20 protein-coding genes are annotated in these 20,455 nt (G+C 58.3%); 17 read left to right on the top strand and 3 right to left on the bottom strand.

What is annotated here, in order from left to right; genetic code table 11:
- The first annotated feature begins 22 nt into the window (after window positions 1-22).
- From pheT to tyrS, 15 genes are all read left to right on the top strand, one after another.
- Window positions 23-2,515 (top strand): phenylalanine--tRNA ligase subunit beta, encoded by a 2,493-nt coding sequence (gene pheT, locus Q0U90_RS09150; RefSeq protein ID WP_297453946.1) that lies wholly within the window; start codon window positions 23-25, stop codon window positions 2,513-2,515.
- A 133-nt stretch (window positions 2,516-2,648) separates the two neighbouring features.
- On the top strand, window positions 2,649-3,689 hold the full coding sequence (gene argC, locus Q0U90_RS09145; protein ID WP_297453943.1) for an N-acetyl-gamma-glutamyl-phosphate reductase: 1,041 nt from the start codon (window positions 2,649-2,651) through the stop codon (window positions 3,687-3,689).
- Complete coding sequence (argJ, locus tag Q0U90_RS09140; RefSeq protein WP_297453941.1) at window positions 3,686-4,894, top strand: bifunctional glutamate N-acetyltransferase/amino-acid acetyltransferase ArgJ; 1,209 nt, start codon at window positions 3,686-3,688, stop codon at window positions 4,892-4,894. Before argC ends, argJ begins: the two co-directional genes overlap by 4 nt.
- 22 nt (window positions 4,895-4,916) lie before the next feature.
- On the top strand, window positions 4,917-5,810 hold the full coding sequence (gene argB, locus Q0U90_RS09135; protein ID WP_297453938.1) for an acetylglutamate kinase: 894 nt from the start codon (window positions 4,917-4,919) through the stop codon (window positions 5,808-5,810).
- A gap of 58 nt (window positions 5,811-5,868) precedes the next feature.
- Window positions 5,869-7,074 carry an acetylornithine transaminase gene (locus tag Q0U90_RS09130; protein WP_297453935.1) on the top strand — a complete coding sequence of 402 codons (1,206 nt, stop codon included), beginning with the start codon at window positions 5,869-5,871 and terminating at the stop codon, window positions 7,072-7,074.
- A 6-nt stretch (window positions 7,075-7,080) separates the two neighbouring features.
- Complete coding sequence (gene argF, locus Q0U90_RS09125; protein WP_297453932.1) at window positions 7,081-8,022, top strand: ornithine carbamoyltransferase; 942 nt, start codon at window positions 7,081-7,083, stop codon at window positions 8,020-8,022.
- A 5-nt stretch (window positions 8,023-8,027) separates the two neighbouring features.
- A complete protein-coding gene (locus tag Q0U90_RS09120) occupies window positions 8,028-8,510 on the top strand; it encodes an arginine repressor (protein ID WP_297453929.1) in 483 nt (160 codons plus the stop codon).
- A gap of 48 nt (window positions 8,511-8,558) precedes the next feature.
- Window positions 8,559-9,758 (top strand): argininosuccinate synthase, encoded by a 1,200-nt coding sequence (locus tag Q0U90_RS09115; protein ID WP_297453927.1) that lies wholly within the window; start codon window positions 8,559-8,561, stop codon window positions 9,756-9,758.
- A gap of 46 nt (window positions 9,759-9,804) precedes the next feature.
- Window positions 9,805-11,244 (top strand): argininosuccinate lyase, encoded by a 1,440-nt coding sequence (gene argH / locus Q0U90_RS09110; RefSeq protein ID WP_297453925.1) that lies wholly within the window; start codon window positions 9,805-9,807, stop codon window positions 11,242-11,244.
- Window positions 11,245-11,799: 555 nt separating this feature from the next.
- On the top strand, window positions 11,800-13,032 hold the full coding sequence (locus Q0U90_RS09105) for a hypothetical protein (RefSeq protein ID WP_297453922.1): 1,233 nt from the start codon (window positions 11,800-11,802) through the stop codon (window positions 13,030-13,032).
- Window positions 13,033-13,038: 6 nt separating this feature from the next.
- On the top strand, window positions 13,039-14,670 hold the full coding sequence (locus Q0U90_RS09100; protein ID WP_297453919.1) for a VWA domain-containing protein: 1,632 nt from the start codon (window positions 13,039-13,041) through the stop codon (window positions 14,668-14,670).
- A complete protein-coding gene (locus tag Q0U90_RS09095) occupies window positions 14,657-15,331 on the top strand; it encodes a hypothetical protein (RefSeq protein ID WP_048758340.1) in 675 nt (224 codons plus the stop codon). Before Q0U90_RS09100 ends, Q0U90_RS09095 begins: the two co-directional genes overlap by 14 nt.
- Window positions 15,306-15,479 carry a Trm112 family protein gene (locus Q0U90_RS09090; protein ID WP_038625618.1) on the top strand — a complete coding sequence of 58 codons (174 nt, stop codon included), beginning with the start codon at window positions 15,306-15,308 and terminating at the stop codon, window positions 15,477-15,479. The genes Q0U90_RS09095 and Q0U90_RS09090 overlap by 26 nt, the downstream gene beginning before the upstream one ends.
- Window positions 15,480-16,130 (top strand): DNA-3-methyladenine glycosylase, encoded by a 651-nt coding sequence (locus tag Q0U90_RS09085; protein WP_297453912.1) that lies wholly within the window; start codon window positions 15,480-15,482, stop codon window positions 16,128-16,130.
- A gap of 48 nt (window positions 16,131-16,178) precedes the next feature.
- On the top strand, window positions 16,179-17,447 hold the full coding sequence (tyrS, locus tag Q0U90_RS09080) for a tyrosine--tRNA ligase (protein WP_297453909.1): 1,269 nt from the start codon (window positions 16,179-16,181) through the stop codon (window positions 17,445-17,447).
- A gap of 277 nt (window positions 17,448-17,724) precedes the next feature.
- Here the strand turns inward: tyrS and Q0U90_RS09075 are convergent, their stop codons facing one another.
- On the bottom strand, window positions 17,725-17,991 hold the full coding sequence (locus Q0U90_RS09075; protein ID WP_297453906.1) for a hypothetical protein: 267 nt from the start codon (window positions 17,989-17,991) through the stop codon (window positions 17,725-17,727).
- A gap of 190 nt (window positions 17,992-18,181) precedes the next feature.
- Between Q0U90_RS09075 and Q0U90_RS09070 the strand changes: the two genes are divergently transcribed.
- The gene (locus Q0U90_RS09070) at window positions 18,182-18,535 is read left to right on the top strand and encodes a hypothetical protein (protein ID WP_297453903.1); all 354 of its coding nucleotides are present in this window, start codon (window positions 18,182-18,184) and stop codon (window positions 18,533-18,535) included.
- 17 nt (window positions 18,536-18,552) lie between these two features.
- Here Q0U90_RS09070 and Q0U90_RS09065 read toward each other — a convergent pair whose 3' ends face one another.
- Both Q0U90_RS09065 and Q0U90_RS09060 read right to left on the bottom strand, forming a co-directional pair.
- Window positions 18,553-18,852, bottom strand: a complete 300-nt coding sequence (locus Q0U90_RS09065) for a hypothetical protein (protein WP_297453898.1) — start codon at window positions 18,850-18,852, stop codon at window positions 18,553-18,555.
- A 38-nt stretch (window positions 18,853-18,890) separates the two neighbouring features.
- The gene (locus Q0U90_RS09060) at window positions 18,891-19,193 is read right to left on the bottom strand and encodes a hypothetical protein (protein WP_297453895.1); all 303 of its coding nucleotides are present in this window, start codon (window positions 19,191-19,193) and stop codon (window positions 18,891-18,893) included.
- A gap of 233 nt (window positions 19,194-19,426) precedes the next feature.
- On the opposite strand from Q0U90_RS09060, the gene Q0U90_RS09055 reads away from it, so the two are divergent.
- Window positions 19,427-19,909 (top strand): sigma factor-like helix-turn-helix DNA-binding protein, encoded by a 483-nt coding sequence (locus Q0U90_RS09055; RefSeq protein WP_297453893.1) that lies wholly within the window; start codon window positions 19,427-19,429, stop codon window positions 19,907-19,909.
- The last annotated feature ends 546 nt before the right edge of the window (window positions 19,910-20,455 follow it).

Raw genomic sequence — 20,455 nt, 5'->3', positions numbered from 1 at the left:
TACAGATAGGAGTTTTACTTACATGTTCATTCCACAGTCGTGGGTCACTGAAATCGTTCGCGGCCCAGAGAACACCATCAACCCGGACTGGTCCGTCACCCCGGACGAGCTGGATGAGGGCTTTGTGCGCGTCGGTTTTGAAACCGAGGGACACGAGCCGCTGGAGAAGGTCGAGGGCCCGCTGGTTTTCGGTCGCGTCGACCACATTGAGGAGCTCGAGGGCTTCAAAAAGCCAATTCGCTTCTGCCAGGTCAACGTCGGTAATGCCAATGGCACCGGCGAGCTGCAGGAGATTATCTGTGGTGCCCGCAACTTCGAAGAGGGCTCCATTGTCATCGTCGCGCTGCCGGGCTGCGTGCTGCCGGGTGGTTTCGCAATTTCCGCACGGAAGACGTACGGCAAGATTTCCAACGGCATGCTCTGCTCCGAGGCTGAGCTGGGTATGACCGATTCCTCCGCGGGCATTCTGACGCTGCCGTCGGCCCCGGCTGAGCTGGGCTCGTGCGCGAAGGAGTTCATCGGTCTCGATGACGAGAAGTTCGAGGTTAACATCACCCCGGACCGCGGTTACGCGCTGTCGGCCCGAGGACTGGGCCGCGAGATCTGCTCCGCCTTCAACCTCGACTTCGCCGATCCAGCAGCTGTGCAGCAGCTGCCGGTCGAGGGCGAGGTTCTGAACGTCACCATCGACGAGGACACCGACACCCGCCGCTTTGGTCTGCGCCGTGTCACAGGCATCGACCCGAACGCCGAGACCCCGTGGTGGATGCGCCGCCGCCTGCTGCTGGCCGGTCAGCGTTCGGTCAACGTGGCCACGGACGTCACCAACTACGTGATGCTGCTGCTCGGTCAGCCGATGCACGCTTTCGATGGTTCCAAGATCGCTGGTGGACTGCACATCCGCAACGCGAAGCCCGGCGAGACCCTGACCACCCTCGACCACGTGGACCGCAAGCTCGACCCGGCGGATGTCGTCATCTGTGACGACAACGGTATTCAGTCGCTGGCCGGCATTATGGGTGGACTCACCTCCGAGATTGCCGACGACACCACCGATGTGGTCTTCGAGGCCGCCAACTGGTCGCCGCTGCACGTCTTCCGTAGTGGCCGCCGCCACAAGCTGACCTCCGAGGCTTCACGACGTTTCGAGCGCGGCGTGGACACCGCTCTTGTCGAGCCGGCTCTGGACCTGGCCTGCCAGCTGCTCGCTGACATCGCCGGTGGCACTATCGACACTGGTCGCACCTTGCTCGGTGAGGTTGCCACCATGCCGACTATTGACTTTGCGGTCAATCGCGCTAGCGAAGTTGCGGGCGTTGATTACCCGCGTGAGACCGTCATCGGTCGCCTGCGTGAGGTCGGCTGCGAGGTCGTTGACAACGGTGACCGCCTGGCTGTCACCCCGCCGACCTGGCGCTCGGACCTGACCATGTCCGCCGACCTGGTTGAGGAAATCCTGCGCCTGGAGGGCCTGGAAGACATTCCGGTTATCCTTCCGATCGCCCCGGCTGGCCGCGGTCTGACCGAGCGTCAGCTGCGCCGCCGCTTCGTTGGCCACGCACTGGCTCACAACGGCTACTTGGAGATTCTGCCGACGCCATTCATTGCCAACGACGTCTTCGAAGTCTGGGGCCTGGACGCTGATGATTCGCGTCGCAATACCGTCAAGGTCATCAACCCGCTGGAGTCGGACCACGCCCAGCTGGGCACGACTCTGCTGCCGTCCATGCTGGACGCGCTGAAGCGCAATGTTGCTCGCGGCCAGGTAGACCTGTCGCTCTACGGTGTGGAGCAAGTGTCTATCGAGCGCGGGAGTGGTGTCTCGCCGATGCCGTCTACCGCGGGTCTGCCGAGCGAGGCCGAGCGCGCCGAACTGCTGGAGTCGCTGCCGGAGCAGCCGCTGCATGTCGCCACTGTCGCCTGTGGTCGTATCCGCTTGGATAGCCCGTGGGGTGACGAGGCTGCATACACCGTCGCCGACGCTATCGATGCCGCTCGCATCGTTGCTCGCGCTGCTAACGTCGAGCTGGAGATTCGCAACGCCGAGGTCCTGCCGTGGCACCCGGGCCGCTGCGCCGAGCTGCTTGTCGACGGCGAAGTCGTCGGCCACGCCGGTGAGCTGCACCCGAAGGTGTGCAAGGACGCTGGTCTGCCGGAGCGCACCTGCGCTATGGAGATTAATCTCGATGCACTGCCAGTGACGGAGCACCTGCCGGCACCGGTTCTCAGCCCGTTCCCGGCTGTCCACCAGGACGTTGCACTTGTGGTCAGCGATGAGGTCTCCGCCGCAGAGGTCGAGAAGACTCTGGTTGAGGGTGCCGGTGAGCTCCTCGAGTCGATCCGTATCTTCGATGTTTACCGCTCCGAGCAGATGGGCGAGGACGTTCGCTCGCTGGCGTACTCCCTGCGTTTCCGCGCACCGGACCGTACGCTGAAGGAAGAGGAAGCTTCCGCCGCTCGCGAGGCGGCCATTGAGTTGGCCACTACCCGCCACGGCGCTCAGCTGCGCGGTTAGTCGGGAAGTGACGCGCGCCGAGCGGTATTATATTCACTGTTCGCTCGCGTCACATCAGCCACAACCCAGCACTTTGGCAACGAATTTCATGAATATCTTGCAACGCAGTGAATAAAAGTGTTGAATGTTTGGCATGAGTATTTCCGTTGCCATTGCCGGTGCGACCGGTTACGCGGGAGGAGAAATCCTCCGCCTGCTGTTGTCGCACCCGGCCTATCTTTCCGGCGAGTTGACCATCGGCGCACTGACAGGAGCATCCAACGCGGGTGCTCGTGTGGGTGACATTATGCCTCATGTGGCACCTTTGGCTGACCGTCGCATTGAGCCGACCAATGGTGACACGCTCGCTGGGTATGACGTGGTGTTCCTCGGTCTGCCGCACGGTCATTCGGCTGCAATCGCAGAGCAGCTGGGAGACGACACGGTAATCATTGACTGCGGCGCGGATTTCCGTCTACAGGATGCCACCGAGTGGGAGCATTACTACGGCTCGGAGCACGCTGGCACTTGGACTTATGGCATCCCGGAGCTGCCGGGCAACAGGGAAGAGGTGGCTGCTTCCAAGCGTATCGCTGTACCGGGTTGTTTCCCTACCGGCGGTACCATTACGGCGTTGCCGGCTGTGGCAAAGGGCTTGGTCAAACCGGACCTGTCCGTCGTTTCTATCACCGGTACCTCGGGGGCTGGTAAGAAGGCCGCTGTGCCTCTGCTCGGCTCCGAGGTGATGGGTAACCTCCGTGCCTACAACACCGCAGGTAAGCACCGCCACACCGCGGAATTCCTGCAGAACCTCAAGCCGTACGCAGAGGACCTCACCGTCAGCTTCACGCCGGTGCTCTCTCCGACATCGCGCGGCATTCTCACTACCATCACCGCTCCGCTTGTCACCGGGGTTACGGAGGCCGCCGCTCGGGAGGCCTACCTCGAGTTCTATAAGGACGAGCCGTTTGTGCAGGTGTTGTCGGAAGGCCTGCAACCACAGACGCAGTCGGTGATTGGTTCCAACTTGGTTCAGATTCAGGTTGAGGTGGATGAACGCGCCCAGCGCCTGGTGCTGACCTCGGCTATTGACAATCTGACCAAGGGCACCGGTGGTGCCGCAATCCAGTGCATGAATTTGGTGACTGGACAGAATGAAACTGCAGGACTTCCACTGGTAGGAGTTGCCCCATGATGAAGGAAGAAAAAGAAGGTCTCGTCAACGTCGCTGGTGACGAAGGCGGTGTATGCGCGCCCCAGGGGTTTGTAGCCAGTGGTGTCACTGCAGGAATCAAGGTCAGTGGTAACCCGGATATGGCCTTGGTAGTCAACCAAGGTCCGGAGAAAACCGCTGCGGCTGTCTTTACCACCAACCGTGTCCAGGCTGCGCCGGTGACGGTGTCCAAGAAGCACATTGCGGACGGCAAACTGTCGGCAGTAGTGCTGAACTCGGGCAATGCCAACGCCTGCAACGGTCAGCCGGGTATTGCCGACGCCCTCGAGGTCTGCCAGAAAGTCGCAGATGGGCTCGGCGTCGACGTTACCGAGATTGGTGCCTGTTCCACCGGTTTGATTGGTGACCGGTTGCCGATGGACATCGTGCTGGCGGGTGTGCCGAAGCTGCTGGAGCGTCTGGGGAGCGACGCGGCTGCCGGTACGGCTGCGGCGGAGGCCATTTTGACCACCGACTTGGTGGCAAAGCAGGCCGTGGCGCATGGCAACGGCTTCACCGTTGGTGCCATGGGCAAGGGCGTCGGCATGATTAGTCCCTCGATGGCTACGATGCTCGGTGTGATTACGACGGATGCGTCGGTAAGCGAGGAAATGGCGCACGAGGCCATTGCCAAGGCCAGCGAGGTTACTTTTAACCGCCTGGATATCGATGGGTCTACCTCCACCAATGACACCGTCATTATCCTGGCCAACGGCGCCTCTGGTGTGAAGCCCTCGCAGGAGGAGCTGGATAAGGCAGTGCTCAGTGTCTGCGATTCGATCGCGCGCCAGATGCAGTCGGATGCCGAAGGCGTAACCAAGCGCGTGTCTGTGACTGTGCGGGGTACTGGCGGCGCTGAAGAAGCGCTGGTAGCTGCACGAATTATCGGTCGCGACAACCTGTTCAAGTGTGCAATGTTCGGCTCGGATCCGAACTGGGGCCGCGTGCTGGCGGCTGTTGGAACTGCACCGGTGGAGATGGATCCAGAGCACATTACAGTCTCCTTCAATGGCCATGTCGTGTGCCGCGATACCGGTGGCACTCCGGATGCCCGCGAAGTGGACCTTTCCGGCAAGGAAATCGCTGTTGAGGTTGACCTCGGCACTGGTAACGCCGAAGAGGCCACGATTCGTACAACGGACCTGTCGCACGACTACGTTCACATTAACTCGGCATATTCGTCGTAGAAGGTTTTGAGGAGACTCTGACATGGTTCACCAGTTGACCGAAGGGCTGTCCTTCGAACAGCGGGCACATGTGCTGGCGGAAGCGCTGCCGTGGTTGCAGCATCACCGCGACAAGATTGTGGTGGTCAAGTACGGCGGTAACGCGATGACCGACCTGAAGTTGAAAAAGGCTTTCGCGCAGGACATGGTTTTCCTGCGCACTGTGGGTGTGAAGCCGGTGGTCGTCCACGGCGGTGGTCCACAGATTTCGTCGATGCTCAAGCGCCTTGGACTCGAGGGTGAGTTCCGCGGTGGCTTCCGCGTTACTACTCCGGAGGTCATGGAAATTGTCCGCATGGTGCTCTTCGGGCAGGTTGGCCGTGAACTGGTGAATCTCATCAACGCGTATGGCCCATATGCGGTGGGTACCTCTGGCGAGGATGGCGGCCTGTTTACCGGTACTCGCCGCACCGTGAATGTCGGCGGCAAGGAAACCGATATCGGGCTGGTCGGCAATATCACGGATGTGCACTCGGAAACTCTGTTGGACCTGATTGATGCCGGTCGTATTCCGGTGGTTTCCACCATTGCGCCGTCGGCAGATGGCAGCGAGGTCTACAACATCAATGCCGACACGGCAGCAGGTGCACTGGCATCTGCAATTGACGCGAACCGTTTGGTGATTCTGACTAATGTCGAAGGTCTCTACACGGATTGGCCGAACCGCGATTCGCTGGTATCGAAGATTTCCACTTCACACCTGCGAGAAATCCTCCCAACGCTGGACTCGGGCATGATTCCGAAAATGGAGTCCTGCCTGAATGCAGTGGACCAGGGAGTGCCAGCGGCCCACGTTATCGATGGCCGCCAGCCGCACTCGGTGCTACTGGAGCTGATGACATCCGGTGGTATCGGCACAATGGTAGAGCCCGGATAAGGCAGAAAAGACGAACAAGAATTTAGCTACACACACGTTAGGCAGGTCGAAAGACGACATGAGCGACTTCAAGCAGCAGTGGCAACACACGATGATGAACAATTACGGCACGCCGCGCATTGAGCTTGTGCAGGGCAAGGGCGCTATTGTCATGGATTCCGAGGGCAAGGAATACCTGGACCTGCTCGCCGGTATCGCAGTCAACGCGCTGGGGCACGCACACCCCGCCATCGTGGAAGCAGTATCCAACCAGATTTCCACGCTGGGGCACGTATCCAACATCTTCGCCTCTGAGCCGCCACTGGTATTGGGGGAGAAGCTCATTGAGCTGACTGGCTGGGACACTGGTGACACCCGGATTATGTTCTGCAACTCCGGTACCGAGGCCAATGAGGCCGCATTCAAGCTGGCGCGTTTGACCGGCCGGAACCGTATTATCGCTACTCACCACGGTTTTCATGGTCGCACCATGGGCGCACTCGCCATGACCGGTCAGCCGGACAAGCGCACACCGTTTGAACCGATGCCGGGCGGAGTCGAGTTCGTGCCCTACGGCGACATCGACTTCCTCACTAAGACCATCGAGTCCGATCCGCTGGGTGTCGCTGCGGTGATCCTGGAGCCAATTCAGGGCGAGACCGGTGTGGTCGCACCGCCGGAGGGGTACCTCACTGCTGTCCGCGAGCTGACTAAGCGCTTCGACGTCCTCATGATCGTCGACGAAGTGCAGACCGGCATTGGCCGCACCGGACAGTGGTTTGCCCACCAGCATGACGGCATCGTGCCGGATGTTATGACTTTGGCCAAGGGGCTGGGCGGCGGCCTGCCGTTGGGTGCTGTCATCGCCAATGGTCGCGCAGCGGAACTGTTCACCCCGGGTGCACACGGCACTACCTTCGGTGGCAACCTGGTCTGTGCCGCCGCTGGTCTTGCGGTTATCGAGACCCTCGAAGAAGAAAAACTGCTCGACCGAGTCACCGAGAAAGGCAAGGTTCTGGCCCGCAAGCTCGCGTCGTTAAGCCATGTCGACCACGTTCGTGGCCGCGGCTTCATGCTCGGGCTGGTGCTGACCGAGAACCTGGCGAAGGAAGCGGTCAACGCCGGCTATGAGCGCGGTGTCATTCTGAATGCACCGCAGGCAAACGTCCTGCGTATTGTGCCGCCGCTGAATCTCAGCGATGAGGAAGTCAACCGCGCCGTTGAGCTGATTGATGCCTGCCTGAATGATGCCGCTGAGGCTGTCGCTAAGAATGGAAGGAACTAGAAACTGATGCTCCGTCATTTTCTCGCCGATGATGACCTGACTCCGCAGGAGCAAGCCGAGGTACTGCAGCTGGCTGCAGACCTGAAGGCAGCGCCGTACTCCCGTCGCCCGTTCGAGGGCCCGCAGTCGGTTGCGGTGTTGTTCGACAAGACCTCGACCCGGACCCGTTTCTCCTTCGACGCCGGTATTGCGGCTCTGGGCGGCAACGCGATTGTGGTCGAAACTGGAAACTCGCAGATGGGCAAGGGTGAGACCTACCAGGACACCGCAGCGGTGCTCAGCCGGTTTGTCTCTGCGATTGTCTGGCGCACCTACGCACAGTCGGGTCTGGAAGCTATGGCTGAGACCGCGACAGTACCGATCGTTAATGCACTGTCCGACGAGTTCCACCCGTGCCAGATTCTCGCTGACTTGCAGACCATCATTGAGCACAAGTGCCCGGCAGAAGGCCAGGCAGGACTGCGCGGCAAGAAGGCTGTCTACTTCGGCGATGGTGCTAACAACATGGCCAACTCTTACCTTGTTGGCTTCGCTACCGCAGGTCTGGATGTCACCATCTGTGCGCCGGAGGACTTCCAGCCGGAGCAGGCCTACGTCGACCGCGCAAAGAAGGTCGCGGAGCAGACCGGTGCGACCGTGTCCGTGACTGCGGACGTCGACGAGGCCATTGCCGGGGCGGACGTTGTCATCACCGATACCTGGGTCAGCATGGGGCAGGAGAACGACGGACTGGATCGTCGCACTCCGTTCCTGCCGTACCAGGTCAATGCTGAGCTGATGGCGAAGGCAAATGAGGATGCCATCTTCCTGCACTGTCTGCCGGCCTACCGTGGCAATGAAGTCACCGCTGAGGTCATCGATGGGGCGCAGTCGGTAGTCTTCGATGAGGCCGAAAACCGCATGCACGCACAGAAGGCTTTGCTGACCTGGCTGGTGGAGAGGCAGTAACAGCCATGACCGCAGCACAACCAGGTTCTCGCACAGCTCGGCAGGCACGCATTGCTGACCTGCTGGCGCAACATCACGTGTCCAGTCAGGTTCAGCTCGTCGAGCTGCTTGCCGACGAGGGCATTGAGATTGCGCAGGCCACGTTGTCCAGAGACCTCGATGAGCTGGGCGCTCGGAAGATCCGCGATGGAGTAAACGGTTCGCGTTATTCCATCGTCGAAGATGCTCTCGCTGTCTCCAGCGGGGCAGTGGCCAGGATGCGGCGCGTTTTAGACGAGCTACTGGTCTCCATTGATCATTCGGGCACCATCGCGGTTGTGCGCACACCGCCGGGCGCCGCACAGTATCTAGCCAGTGTGATTGACCGTGCGGGGCTCAAAGACATCGTTGGCACAATTGCAGGTGATGACACCGTAATGTGCCTGGCTAGAGAACCACTTTCCGGCGCTGAGCTAGCCCAGCGTCTAGCCGCCGGAACGAACCAGTAAACTATTCCACGAAATGCTTTAAGCACCGATTAAAGGAGCGCTTACCCTATGACCAACCGGGTTATTCTTGCTTACTCTGGTGGCCTCGACACCACCGTTGCTATTCCGTACCTCAAGGAAATGACTGACGGCGAGGTCGTCGCAGTTTCCATCGATGTCGGACAGGGCGGCGAGGACATGGAGTCCGTGCGTCAGCGCGCTCTGGACGCCGGCGCTGTCGAAGCCGTCGTTGTCGACGCTAAGGATGAATTCGCTGAGGAGTACTGCCTGCCGACCATTAAGGCAAATGGTCTCTACATGAAGCAGTACCCGCTGGTTTCTGCACTGTCTCGCCCGCTGATCGTTAAGCACATGGCGAAGGCCGCAGAGGAGTTCGGCGGCACCCACGTCGCTCACGGATGCACCGGTAAGGGCAATGACCAGGTCCGTTTCGAGGTTGGTTTCGCCAACACCGCTCCGGATTTGAAGATCATCGCTCCGGCTCGTGACTTCGCGTGGACCCGTGACAAGGCCATCGCCTTTGCTGAGGAAAAGGGTCTGCCGATTGAGCAGTCCAAGTCCTCTCCGTTCTCCATCGACCAGAACCTCTTCGGTCGCGCCATTGAGACCGGCTACTTGGAGGACCTGTGGAACGCGCCGACGAAGGATGTCTACGCGTACACCGAGGATCCGACCCTTAACTTCAACTCCCCGGACGAGGTCATCATCTCCTTCGAGGACGGTAAGCCGACTGCCATCGACGGTAAGAAGGTTTCCGTGCTGGAGGCCATCGAAGAGATGAACCGCCGCGCTGGTGCTCAGGGCATCGGTCGCCTGGACATGGTCGAGGACCGCCTGGTCGGCATCAAGTCCCGCGAGATCTACGAAGCTCCGGGTGCTATGGCCATCATGACTGCACATGCAGCTCTGGAGGACGTCACCGTTGAGCGCGAGCTGGCTCGCTATAAGCGCCAGGTCGAAGGCGAGTGGGCAAACCTGGTCTACGACGGCCTGTGGTTCTCGCCGCTGAAGCGCGCACTGGATGCCTTCATCGAGGAGTCCCAGAAGGGCGTTTCCGGTGACATCCGCATGGTTATGCACGCAGGCCACTGCAACGTCAACGGTCGCCGCTCGAACACCTCGCTGTACGACTTCAACCTGGCTACCTACGACGAGGGCGACACCTTCGACCAGACCCTGGCTCGCGGCTTCGTCGAGCTGCACGGCCTGTCCTCGAAGATGGCTGCAAAGCGCGACTTCAAACTGTAAAAGAATCACCAGAGCGACTAGAGCGAAAGGCCTATTGAAAAAGACAATGGTCGAAAAGCACGGTACCAACGAAGGCTCCCTGTGGGGCGGCCGCTTTGCCGGTGGCCCTTCCGAGGCGATGGCCGCATTGAGCAAGTCCACCCACTTTGACTGGGTGCTCGCGCCTTACGACGTTCTTGCGTCCAAGGCCCACGCCCGAGTGCTGCATGCCCGTGGGCTGCTCAGTGATGCCGACTTTGACACCATGATTGAAGGCCTCAATCAGCTCGGTCGCGACGTTGCCTCCGGCGAATTTGGTCCAGAGCCGACGGATGAGGATGTCCACGGTGCCATGGAGCGCGGTCTAATTGACCGCGTCGGCCCGGAGGTCGGCGGTCGCCTGCGCGCTGGGCGGTCCCGAAATGACCAGGTGGCAACCCTGTTCCGCATGTGGTTGCGCGATGCTGTGCGCGGCGTTGCACTGGATGTCACTGACTTGGTTGACGCGCTGGTGGCTCAGTCCAAGGCACACCCGGATGCCATCATGCCTGGCAAGACTCACTCTCAGGCGGCTCAGCCGGTGCTGCTGGCACACCAGTTGCTGGCACACGCGCATCCGCTGCTGCGCGATCTGGATCGCATCCGGGACCTCGACCGTCGCCTGGCTGTGTCCCCGTACGGTTCCGGTGCGCTGGCGGGATCCTCGCTGCACCTGGACCCGGAGGCCATTGCTGAGGAGCTCGGCTTCGACTCTGCCACGGACAACTCGATCGACGGCACTTCCTCCCGTGACTTCGCCTCTGAGGCGGCATTTGTCTTCGCGCAGATCGCCGTGGACATGTCTCGTCTGGCTGAGGAAATCATCTACTGGGCCACCCCGGAGTACGGCTACGTCACCCTGGCTGATGCCTGGTCGACTGGTTCCTCCATCATGCCCCAGAAGAAGAATCCGGACGTGGCGGAGCTGACCCGTGGCAAGACTGGTCGTCTGATTGGTAATCTCGCTGGCCTCATGGCCACGCTGAAGGCTCAGCCGCTGGCCTACAACCGTGACCTCCAGGAGGACAAGGAGCCTCTGGTGGACTCGGTCGAGCAGCTGACTCTGCTGCTGCCAGCGCTGACCGGCTTGGTGGCAACGCTGACTTTCCACGAGGATCGTCTGCGCGAGCTCGCTCCGGCAGGCTACACTCTGGCCACTGACTTGGCTGAGTGGCTGGTCCGTGAAGGCGTGCCGTTCCGCGACGCGCACGAGGCCTCCGGCCAGTGCGTCCGCATCGCGGAGTCCAAGGGCGGTATCGGTTTGGACGAGCTTTCCGATGAGGACCTCGCCGGTGTTCACCCGGCACTGACTCCAAAGGTCCGTGAAGTGTTGACTATCGACGGTGCTGTGGCTTCTCGCGATACCCGCGGTGGCACTGCAGGTGTGCGTGTTGCTGAGCAGCTCGCCCGCGTTGACGAGAAGAACACTGAGTTGAAGCAGTGGGCTGAAAGGCCAGTTCGCGGCTAAAGCGGCTAAAGCGGCTAAAGTGGTCGTCTCAGCTAACGCACCTAATTAATCGGTGTGCGGTCAATCGATCGCACACCGATTCTTCTTTCAAACCACCGGAATGGCACTCGGGTGTGGTGACGGGGGTTTGGTGTGCTTTCCAGATCATACGAAACAGACCTAGAAGGCCATTTGTGCAGACCAGATGAAAAAACGGCACCATCCCCAAAAATTATGAGCTGCACATGTGAAACTGCCCAACTTTATAGCACTTTCAGGCCATTTTTCGGGCCATTTTTGCTATAAGCGAGGTCAGTAACTTACATTGGCCCGCTGTCGCTGACATAAACGCGGTCACTAACTCGTGTTGACCCACCGTCGCCGGCCATTTTTGCTATAAACGCGGTCACTAACTTGCATTGGGTCAAGTAGCGAAAGGTGACCACCGGCCGACACACTGAGCGGATACACTTTTTGTCTATTACCCCGGAATGCCAGGGTGCCCCGAAGTGACGCAGGTTACTGATTATTTCTATACCTGTTGCCAGCTTTAACTGCGTCTCTTACCATAATTTCATGGCGGAAAGTACGGCGTCGAGCGGTGGAAATCACAGCTCACGAGATAAAAATAAGAATCGGAGTGGCGGCAAGAAAGGGTGCGGCCCAGGGCCAATTCTTGCAGTCATTCTGATCATCATCGCAGCTGTCGCGGTGTATGTCGGTCGTGGTGGCAGTGTTCCAGGACTTTCTGGTAGCAGCTCCGGAGGCAACAGTGATTTCTTCGGTGGCGAAAAAACCGTCGTCAAGGCGATTATCGGCTCTGAGAAGAAGCCGTTCTTCGAGGACAAAGAGGTTCAGAAAGCGCTTGCCTCCCATGGCTATGTGGTGGAGGTAAAGACGGCGGGTTCGCGTCGGATGGCCACGGATGTGGATTTGGATTCCTTCGACTTGGCATTCCCATCGTCGGCGCCAGCAGCGGAGAAAATTGCTGAGAAGATGAGTGGCGCTGAGCGGTATGACGTCTTCTACACCCCGATGGCAATCGCTACTTTCGACAACATTCTTCAGGCGCTGGAAGGCGAAAATGTTGCCCACCAACAGGGCACTACGTGGCAGGTTGACATGGAAGCACTGGCCACGATGCAACACGACAATGTCCGCTGGCGGGACTTCGCGGGGAACAGCTATCCGTCGCCACGTACGGTGCAGATGTCCACAACTGACATTCGCTCGTCGAACTCAGCCGCAATGTACTTGTCGCTGATGTCCTGGATCACTAACGACGGCCGGATTGTATCCGACACCGGACAGGTCAATGCCGTTTTGCCAGAGCTCACTCCGCTGTTCACCGGCCAGGGGTACACCGAATCCTCGTCGGCGGGGCCATTTTCTGACTACCTCTCTCAGGGAGTCGGTTCGAAGCCCATGGTGATGCTCTACGAGTCGCAGTTCCTCGGCGAGGACCGTGCCCCGAACAGCCGGCTGAAGCCGGAGATGCGCTTGGCGTATCCATCTCCGACAATTCTGAGTACTCACGTTGCGCTGGGTTTTAACGACAATGGTGCGGCCGTGGCGAAGCTCCTTGCAGAAGATCCTGAGCTTCAGAAGTTGGCGGCAAAGCATGGCTATCGATCCAGCCATCCTGAGGCGATGGAGGAATTCCAGACGCAACTGCAGACGGGGCAGGAGGCATCCACCGATTTTGTGGACTCTATTGACCCGCCGAGTTTCGACATGCTCGAGCAGCTCATCGAGGGTGTTTCTCGCGGATACCAGGGTCCGCCGAGGCCTGAAACGGAAGAGGGATAAAGGCCAATGAACGTGGAAAAAGTACCAACTACTCTTCGGAAAGTACTGCTTGCCCTCATCAGCGTGTTCGGCATCTTTGCTGTCGCGGCCTGCTCCGACGACGGCCTGAACTTGTCGCTAGGCTCCGACGATGAGAAGACGAACAAGGTCAACGTCGATTCCGACCTCAAAGGCTCGACCATGCGCATCGCAGGTGCCACGGAGCTCAAAGAGCTCAAGCCACTGATGGAAAAGGCCTCGGACGACCTCGGTTTTACTATCAGCCTCGAGCTTCTCGACGGTACTGTGAAGAACAGCCACGCCCTCATTGACGGCGACTTCGACGAACATTTTGATGCCACCTGGTTTGCGACCAATCGGTACGTTGACCTTCTCGGCGGGACCGACAAGCTCGGCGAAGCCAAGAAAGTCGCCACCTCGCCGGTCGCATTCGGCATCCATTCGGCCAAGGCGCGGGAGCTCGGGTGGGATACCAAGCAGCCGACGTGGGCTGAGATCGCGGAAGCTGCGTCGTCAGGCAAATTGACCTACGGCATGACCAACCCCGCGGAATCTAACTCCGGCTTCTCCGGCGTGGTGTCGGTGGCGACCGCGTTCGCTGATACCGGCTCCGCGCTGACTACAGCGGATATTAGCCGCACTACACCTGAACTGCAGAAGTTCTTTGAGGGGCAGAAGATGACTTCGGGGTCGTCGGGATGGCTGCGCGACAAGTTCCTGGACGAGCCGGACTCTGTGGACGCTCTTATCAACTATGAAGCCGTGCTCCAGCAGATGAACAAAGAGGGCGCTGACCTGAAAGTTGTGGTTCCCAGTGACGGTGTCATCAGCGCTGACTATCCACTGACGTCGCTCGCTCACCCCTCCAATGATCTCGCCGCGCGGCAGACGGCAGCGCTCGGGCAGTGGTTGGAAGCAAACTCGCAGCTGCTTGCAGATCACTTTCTGCGCCCGGTCTCCGGTGATGCCAACCTGCCAGAAATCATGACCGACAGCGTCATCATCGAGCTGCCGTTCCCAGGCGACCGCTCCGTTACGGACCGCCTCATCGAGGCGTATGACAATGAACTGCGGGTGCCCGGCGAGTCGGTCTTCGTTCTGGACACCTCCGGCTCGATGTTCGGCGAGCGCATCGCGGACCTGCAGGAAACGATGCACGCAATTGTCGACGGCAGCGCCCGCACCGAAACGGGGAGCGTCGGACTGCGAAATCGCGAGATTGCCACAATCCTGCCGTTTAGTACGACCGTCGGTGAGCCCACGACCACGACAATTGATGGTCCCGAATCGCGCGCTCAGCTGACCGCCGCGGTTGATGGACTGCTTGCCGAAGGTGAAACCGCGCTTTACGACGCCCTGATCCAAGCCTTCAATATTCTCGGCAGCTCTGATAAGACCTCCATCCCGTCCATCGTGGTTCTGACCGATGGACAGGTAACATCGGGCAAGACTTTTGCTGAATTCCGCGATTTCTACCAGTCCAAGGGCGGAAATCTGCCGCCGGTATTCGTCATCCGTTATGGTGAAGCGGATTCGCGGGAAATGCAGGAACTTGCGGAACTGACCGGTGGTAAAGTCTTTGAGTCCCGTGAGACCGAGCTCGCCGATGTGTTCAAGGAGATTCGTGGCTACCAGTAATTCCTCCGGCACTTCCTCCGACAAATCTTCCGGCGGTGGCTTTCTCAACAGCCCCGCCAATATCGTCGGGCTTATCCTTGCCATCTCGGTCGTGGTGCTGCACCTGGTTGTGGGGCTTGGTTTCCTGTGGCCGGTAGTTGCGATTGCCGCGTGGGGAGCCTCGGTTGCACTGTTACCGAGGCAGAGCAAGGGGGCTCAGAAGTCCGTTGGCTCGGCTCCGAAGCCAGCACTTGCACAGCGCCGCCCGCTCAATCCGGTTGAGCTGCGCAAAAGTCTCCACCGGACGTTGGGCACACTTTTCGAGCAGGATCCCGGCGAAGAGCTGGGCGAAGCCACATATGAGCTTGGCGTGACGCTGGAGTCCGTCCTGAGCGAGTGGAAATATCTCAAAAACTACCCCGAGCAGAAGGTAGTCATCGATGGCATCATCGAGGAGTACTTGCCGCAGACGGTCAACTCCTACCTCGCGGTCCCGGAGCGCCTGCGGTATAAGGCCGAGGATCCGGCTCGGGAGTCCATCGAGCTGCTGCATTCCGCGGTACAGAAGATTCAGGATGCTATCGGTCAGGACAACCTGATCGCTTTGGAAGGTCAGCGTGACACCTTGGCAATTCAGTTCGGTAAGGTAGTGGACTATGAGCCTCGATCCGAAACTCCTTGATATCCTCGCTTGCCCGCGTGACAAGGGGCCGCTTGAATACCTCGAAGACGAGCAGGTGCTGGTCAACCCACGGCTGAAGATTGCCTACCGCATCGACGACGGCATTCCGGTCATGCTTTCCGACGAAGCCATCACCTGGGATAAATAATTGCCTTTCCCGCTTGCCGACGGCTACCGCGCCCTCGACCGCTCTATGCTTTCGGGAGCTCCCATCGATGCTGCGCGGACGCTGCTCGGCTGCGTGATTGTTATTCCCGCAGAGGATGTCACCGCCACCATCACCGAGGTTGAAGCCTACGGAGGTCCAGCTGACCAGCGCTATCCCGACCCGGCAGCGCACTGCTTTATGGGGCCGACCGACCGCAACCGCGCCATGTTTGGCCCGGCGGGGCATTGGTATATCTACCGCTCCTATGGCATCCACTTTTGTGCCAACATCACTAGCGCAACGGATGGCACGGGCGGGGGAGTGCTAGTCCGCTCCGTACGCATTGAGCGGGGCATGGATGCGGTGCGCCGCCGCCGCGGTGAAAAGCCAGCGGCTGCGGGTCTCGGACGTGGTCCGGGCAATGTTGGTCAGGCGCTCGGCCTTGACTTGGATGACTATGGGGCAGATGCGCTGGATCCGTCGTCACGCGTGTTCGTAGCGCAGCCAGTGAACGTCGAGCCGGATAAAGACATCCACGCCGGCCCGCGCGTGGGCGTTCGGCGAGCCGCGAACCGGCCCTGGCGACTGTGGCTTCCGGACGCTTCCGTCTCGGCCTACCGGCGCCACAAGAAGGCTGTTGAAGAGTTTTAGGTCACCCTCGCGGTGAACGTCGGCAAGCGAAACGTTACGATAGAGGGCGTGACTGAACAGAACATTATCGACGAACTACAGTGGCGTGGCCTGATTAATCAGTCCACTGATGTTGACGCGCTGCGCGAGGCGTGCGAAAACCCGATTACTCTGTATTGCGGTTTTGACCCAACGGGCGATTCGCTGCACGCGGGCCACCTGGTTCCGATGATTATGCTGCGTCGTTTCCAGCTGGCCGGTCATCACCCAATTGCGCTGGCGGGTGGCGCCACGGGCTTCATTGGTGATCCGCGCGATGTCGGCGAGCGCTCGATGCTCAGCCAGGAAGCCATCGAGCACAACCTGGAGGCCATCAAGGGCCAGCTGCGTCGTTTCATTGACTTTGAGGGCGATGCTCCGGCAACGATGGTCAATAATGCTGACTGGACTATGAACATGTCCGTCATTGACTTCCTTCGTGATGTCGGCAAGAACTTCTCCCTCAACACCATGCTCGACCGCGACACCGTCAAGCGTCGCCTCGAGTCTGACGGCATCTCTTACACCGAGTTTTCCTACATGCTGCTGCAGTCCAACGACTACGTGCAGCTGCGCCGTAACTACGATTGTGTGCTGCAGATTGGCGGCGGCGATCAGTGGGGCAACATCGTCTCTGGTGTCGACCTGAACAGGCGTATCGACGGTGCCAAGGTGCACGGTCTCACCGTGCCGCTGGTGACCGATGCGCAGGGCCAGAAGTTCGGTAAGTCCACCGGTGGCGGCAAGTTGTGGCTGGATGCTGAGAAGACCTCGCCGTACTCCTGGTACCAGTACTTCCTCAATGCCGGTGACTCGGTTGTTATCGACTACCTGCGTTGGTTTACCTTCCTGACTCAGGAGGAGATTGCTGAGTACGAGGTCGCTGTTGCGGAGCGTCCATTCAAGCGTGAGGCTCAGCGTCGTCTAGCGCAGGAGATGACCAACCTGGTCCACGGCGAAGAGGCCACCAAGGCAGTGGAGCTAGCAGCGCAGGCGCTGTTTGGCCGTGCTGAGCTGGCCGAGTTGGACGAGGCCACCCTGGCGGGTGCTGTCTCCGAGACTGAGGTTGCGGAGATTGCTGAGGGCGAGCCGCGAACTGCCGTTGACTTGCTCGTTGCTGCGGGTCTTGCCAAGTCGAAGGGTGAGGCACGCCGCACCATTAAGGAAGGTGGCGCGTACGCCAATAACCAGCGCATCGAGGACGAAGCGTGGGAGCCTTCTGCTGAGGACCTGCTGCACGGCAAGTGGATCGTGCTGCGCCGTGGAAAGAAGAACTTCGCGGGTGTGAAGTTCGTGTAGGTGCTGGTTGGTCTTTGTGTAGATCAGCTTTTAAGCAGCTTGCTTGTAAGTAGTCAATCTTTAAGTAGCGGTGCCAAGGCTCCGGGCAGGACAGGGGGAGTGACGACGTGAGAATCGTATCCTCCTGATCTGCCTGGAGCCTCCAAGTGACTATTTTTCAAAGTCTGACTTGAGACGCTGTAGTGCGAAGTTAATTACGTCAGACTTGCTTAGTCGACGTTGGTTAGGGTGTTGTTTGTCGTGCTCAGTGGTGACTTCGACCAAGAATTCGTTGATTTCATTTGGCAATCGCACGGACGTCGGTTGCGTGTCTTTTAACTGAGGAGACAGTCGATGTGAGTTCAGATGGGGCTGTCGGCATGGTCAACGACGTTTCCTTTGATTTTTTCTCTTCGCAGTTGTCGAGGTTCAGCTCATGGTATTCAACTCGGGCGATATCTTTGGCCTTGATTGAACTAAGCAGGTCTGTAATCTTCCCCAATACTTGAATAAATGAGGGGAGTTGCTCTTCGGTGAGTTCCACTGTGAGTGTGAATCGAGCCATGTTGTCTCCTTTCCATATGGGAACTCCGGAGTCAGTACTTCCGGATTAAGCCGAAGGATAAAACACGGACGCTTCCCTTAGTTGACCTGTATAAACAGAAGTTCTATTTGAAGTTTCAATCATGTGGAAATCACGCTTGGGAGATGCTGAGGAAATCAATTGCAGGGTAGCTTAAGGAGGAATTATGAGGATGAGTGAAGCGGTACAGCGCGTAATTGAGTCGTCATCGATTCCTGTTCAGTACGATCCCTATAGGCTGCAGGAGTTCGCAGAGGAAGACCTGTTGGCCCAGCTTGTCAGCGGTAACGCAGTTGTTTCCGATGTCGAGGCAAAGCGTGAGTTTCTGTCTTGGTGGGACGATGATGAAGAATGGCTGAATCCCGACTGGGATGACCTAATGGTTGAGCAAACTATTTATGACCTACACGCTTTCGCCAGCATGGAGCCAAAGGTAGCAATCAAGGTCCCAATGCCACCGGCCTTACAGCATGGGCGGAATGAAGTGCGGGGAAGCCTCTATGAAACTCGAGGGGAATCGAATTGAATACGGTGAGTTTCTGACTAAGCCCAGTTCGGGCCGAGGTCAACTACCGGGGCCAATGCGGCGAATTCGAGTACGAGTTGGCGTGTGGTGAAATCCTGCTCGTGTGCAGGGGTTGCGCCAGCTATTTCTGGTACGTCAGTCCAAATTCGGAGGAAGTCGGTCTTGAGTGCGACTGGGACGAACGCCCTAGCATCTACCAAGTCGTTGAGAAATATCTCCTCAGTCAAATCTCCGCCAGCACCGTTCAACCGGTCGTACTTGACATGAGGGCGCGATGCATTCTGCACCCGAAGACACGTCTCAACCAGATTAGGCATTAAATTTGACCTACCTTACGGAACCGTTTGCTTCCTGCTTACGAGTTGGTTGTCGATTGAGCTTCTTGCAGTTCTAATACGAGCGCGTTAATCCGGCGAATATCAGCTTCGTGGGTCAGTTTATGAGCCAACTCACGCGCACGATTCAAAGTATCTATCGGAACAGGAAGCTTGGCGACGAGAGAATAATCCAAGATAGTGATAGCAGCATCAATCTCTTGGTCATCATGGCAGTTCGATGCGACATAGGAACACAAATCCTTTGGAAGCAGCTTCCACATCGAGTCAATGATGGCAAGCGCATCCGCATCGACTAAATCATTGAAAAAGAGCTCCGGCAAGATTCCTCCGGTAGACGGGCCATAGGCACTATAACGAGCGGCATCTCCTACATCGACATCGACTTCTTAGCATAGCTCGATAAAACGGTAGTCATATCGTAACGACTCTTCGGAGCCATCGTCACCTTGGCGGATGGTACTAGTATTTCCGGTCCATTGTCAGCCAGAAGAATTATTAAGCACGCGAAATATATTGGTATGCTTTGCTTGACAATAATGGAAGGGAATATGTCATGGCAGCACCAGACGCAACAACGATTCGAGCACTACTAGATGAAGGTATGACGCAGTCCGATATCGCCCGGGCGGCAGGCGTGTCGAGGCAGCGGATTCATCAAATTATGAAGGAAGCTGGACATGAGTCTCTGATCACTGAAGTTACAGAAAATCTTCCGTGGGAGGTCGAGCGTCAATTCCTCACCAACACCATCTATAAAGCTATAAGGCTTCACGGACACTGGATGTTGGACAATGACGCGCTAACAGAGGGGTCACTCGGAAAACTTCGAGCCTTCCACAGGAAGCTTGTCGCCTTCAATCAGGTCGTTGATTATGATCCGGCGTACCAGGCGATACCCGGTATCTCCAACACTCCTGGTTTCGCTTATTTGCCGCGCCGTCCTGAGGATGGCAACTACATTATTCGTGTGCGGCAAGGCGTAAAGCTCACGCCGACTGGAGAAAAGATTTGGCAGCTGCCGTCAGAGCTTCCGTAAGAATTTGGTATGTCTGCGTCCAGTAGTGACCTCTTGCGAGGGGTTGTAGCAAGGGGCATTCTGTCGGGGTAGTTCCTTCCTGAATCTATGCGGGGTAGTCCGGTGATGTCGGTTGGAGTTGGTATACAGCCGGCCCAGGCCGGAAGGCGTCGTTGTAATCGCCACCTATGTGGGTTTGCAAGATTAGAAACGTTGCATCTTCACCACCAACGCCGTCACTGTGACAGTTCGTTGTCAGGCTTCATCCGATTGTGCTGGTGGCTAATTGATCTTTGGAAACACTTTCTCGGCATCAGTAGTGGAATGAATCAATCCGTCGGGGGTTTGAAACGCGTAGGTATCCAAGTCCGGGCAGGGGTATCTACCCTCGGGTAGGAGCTCGCGCCAGGATTGAGTACGACGGTTGAAAATGTGTAGCTATGTGATTGGCTCGCTTGTTGCGATGAATGAAGTTGCCGCAAAGAACACCTTTTACGTCGATATTGCTAATACTGAAGTGCCCCGGGTTTTGTTCCTAGGCGTTTGCCTTGATTTCTATTATTTCCT

The organism is uncultured Corynebacterium sp., assembly GCF_946998835.1.
Classification (GTDB): domain Bacteria; phylum Actinomycetota; class Actinomycetes; order Mycobacteriales; family Mycobacteriaceae; genus Corynebacterium.
The sequence above is the reverse complement of the archived record's forward strand: the minus strand, read 5'-3'. Positions and strand labels throughout refer to the sequence as shown.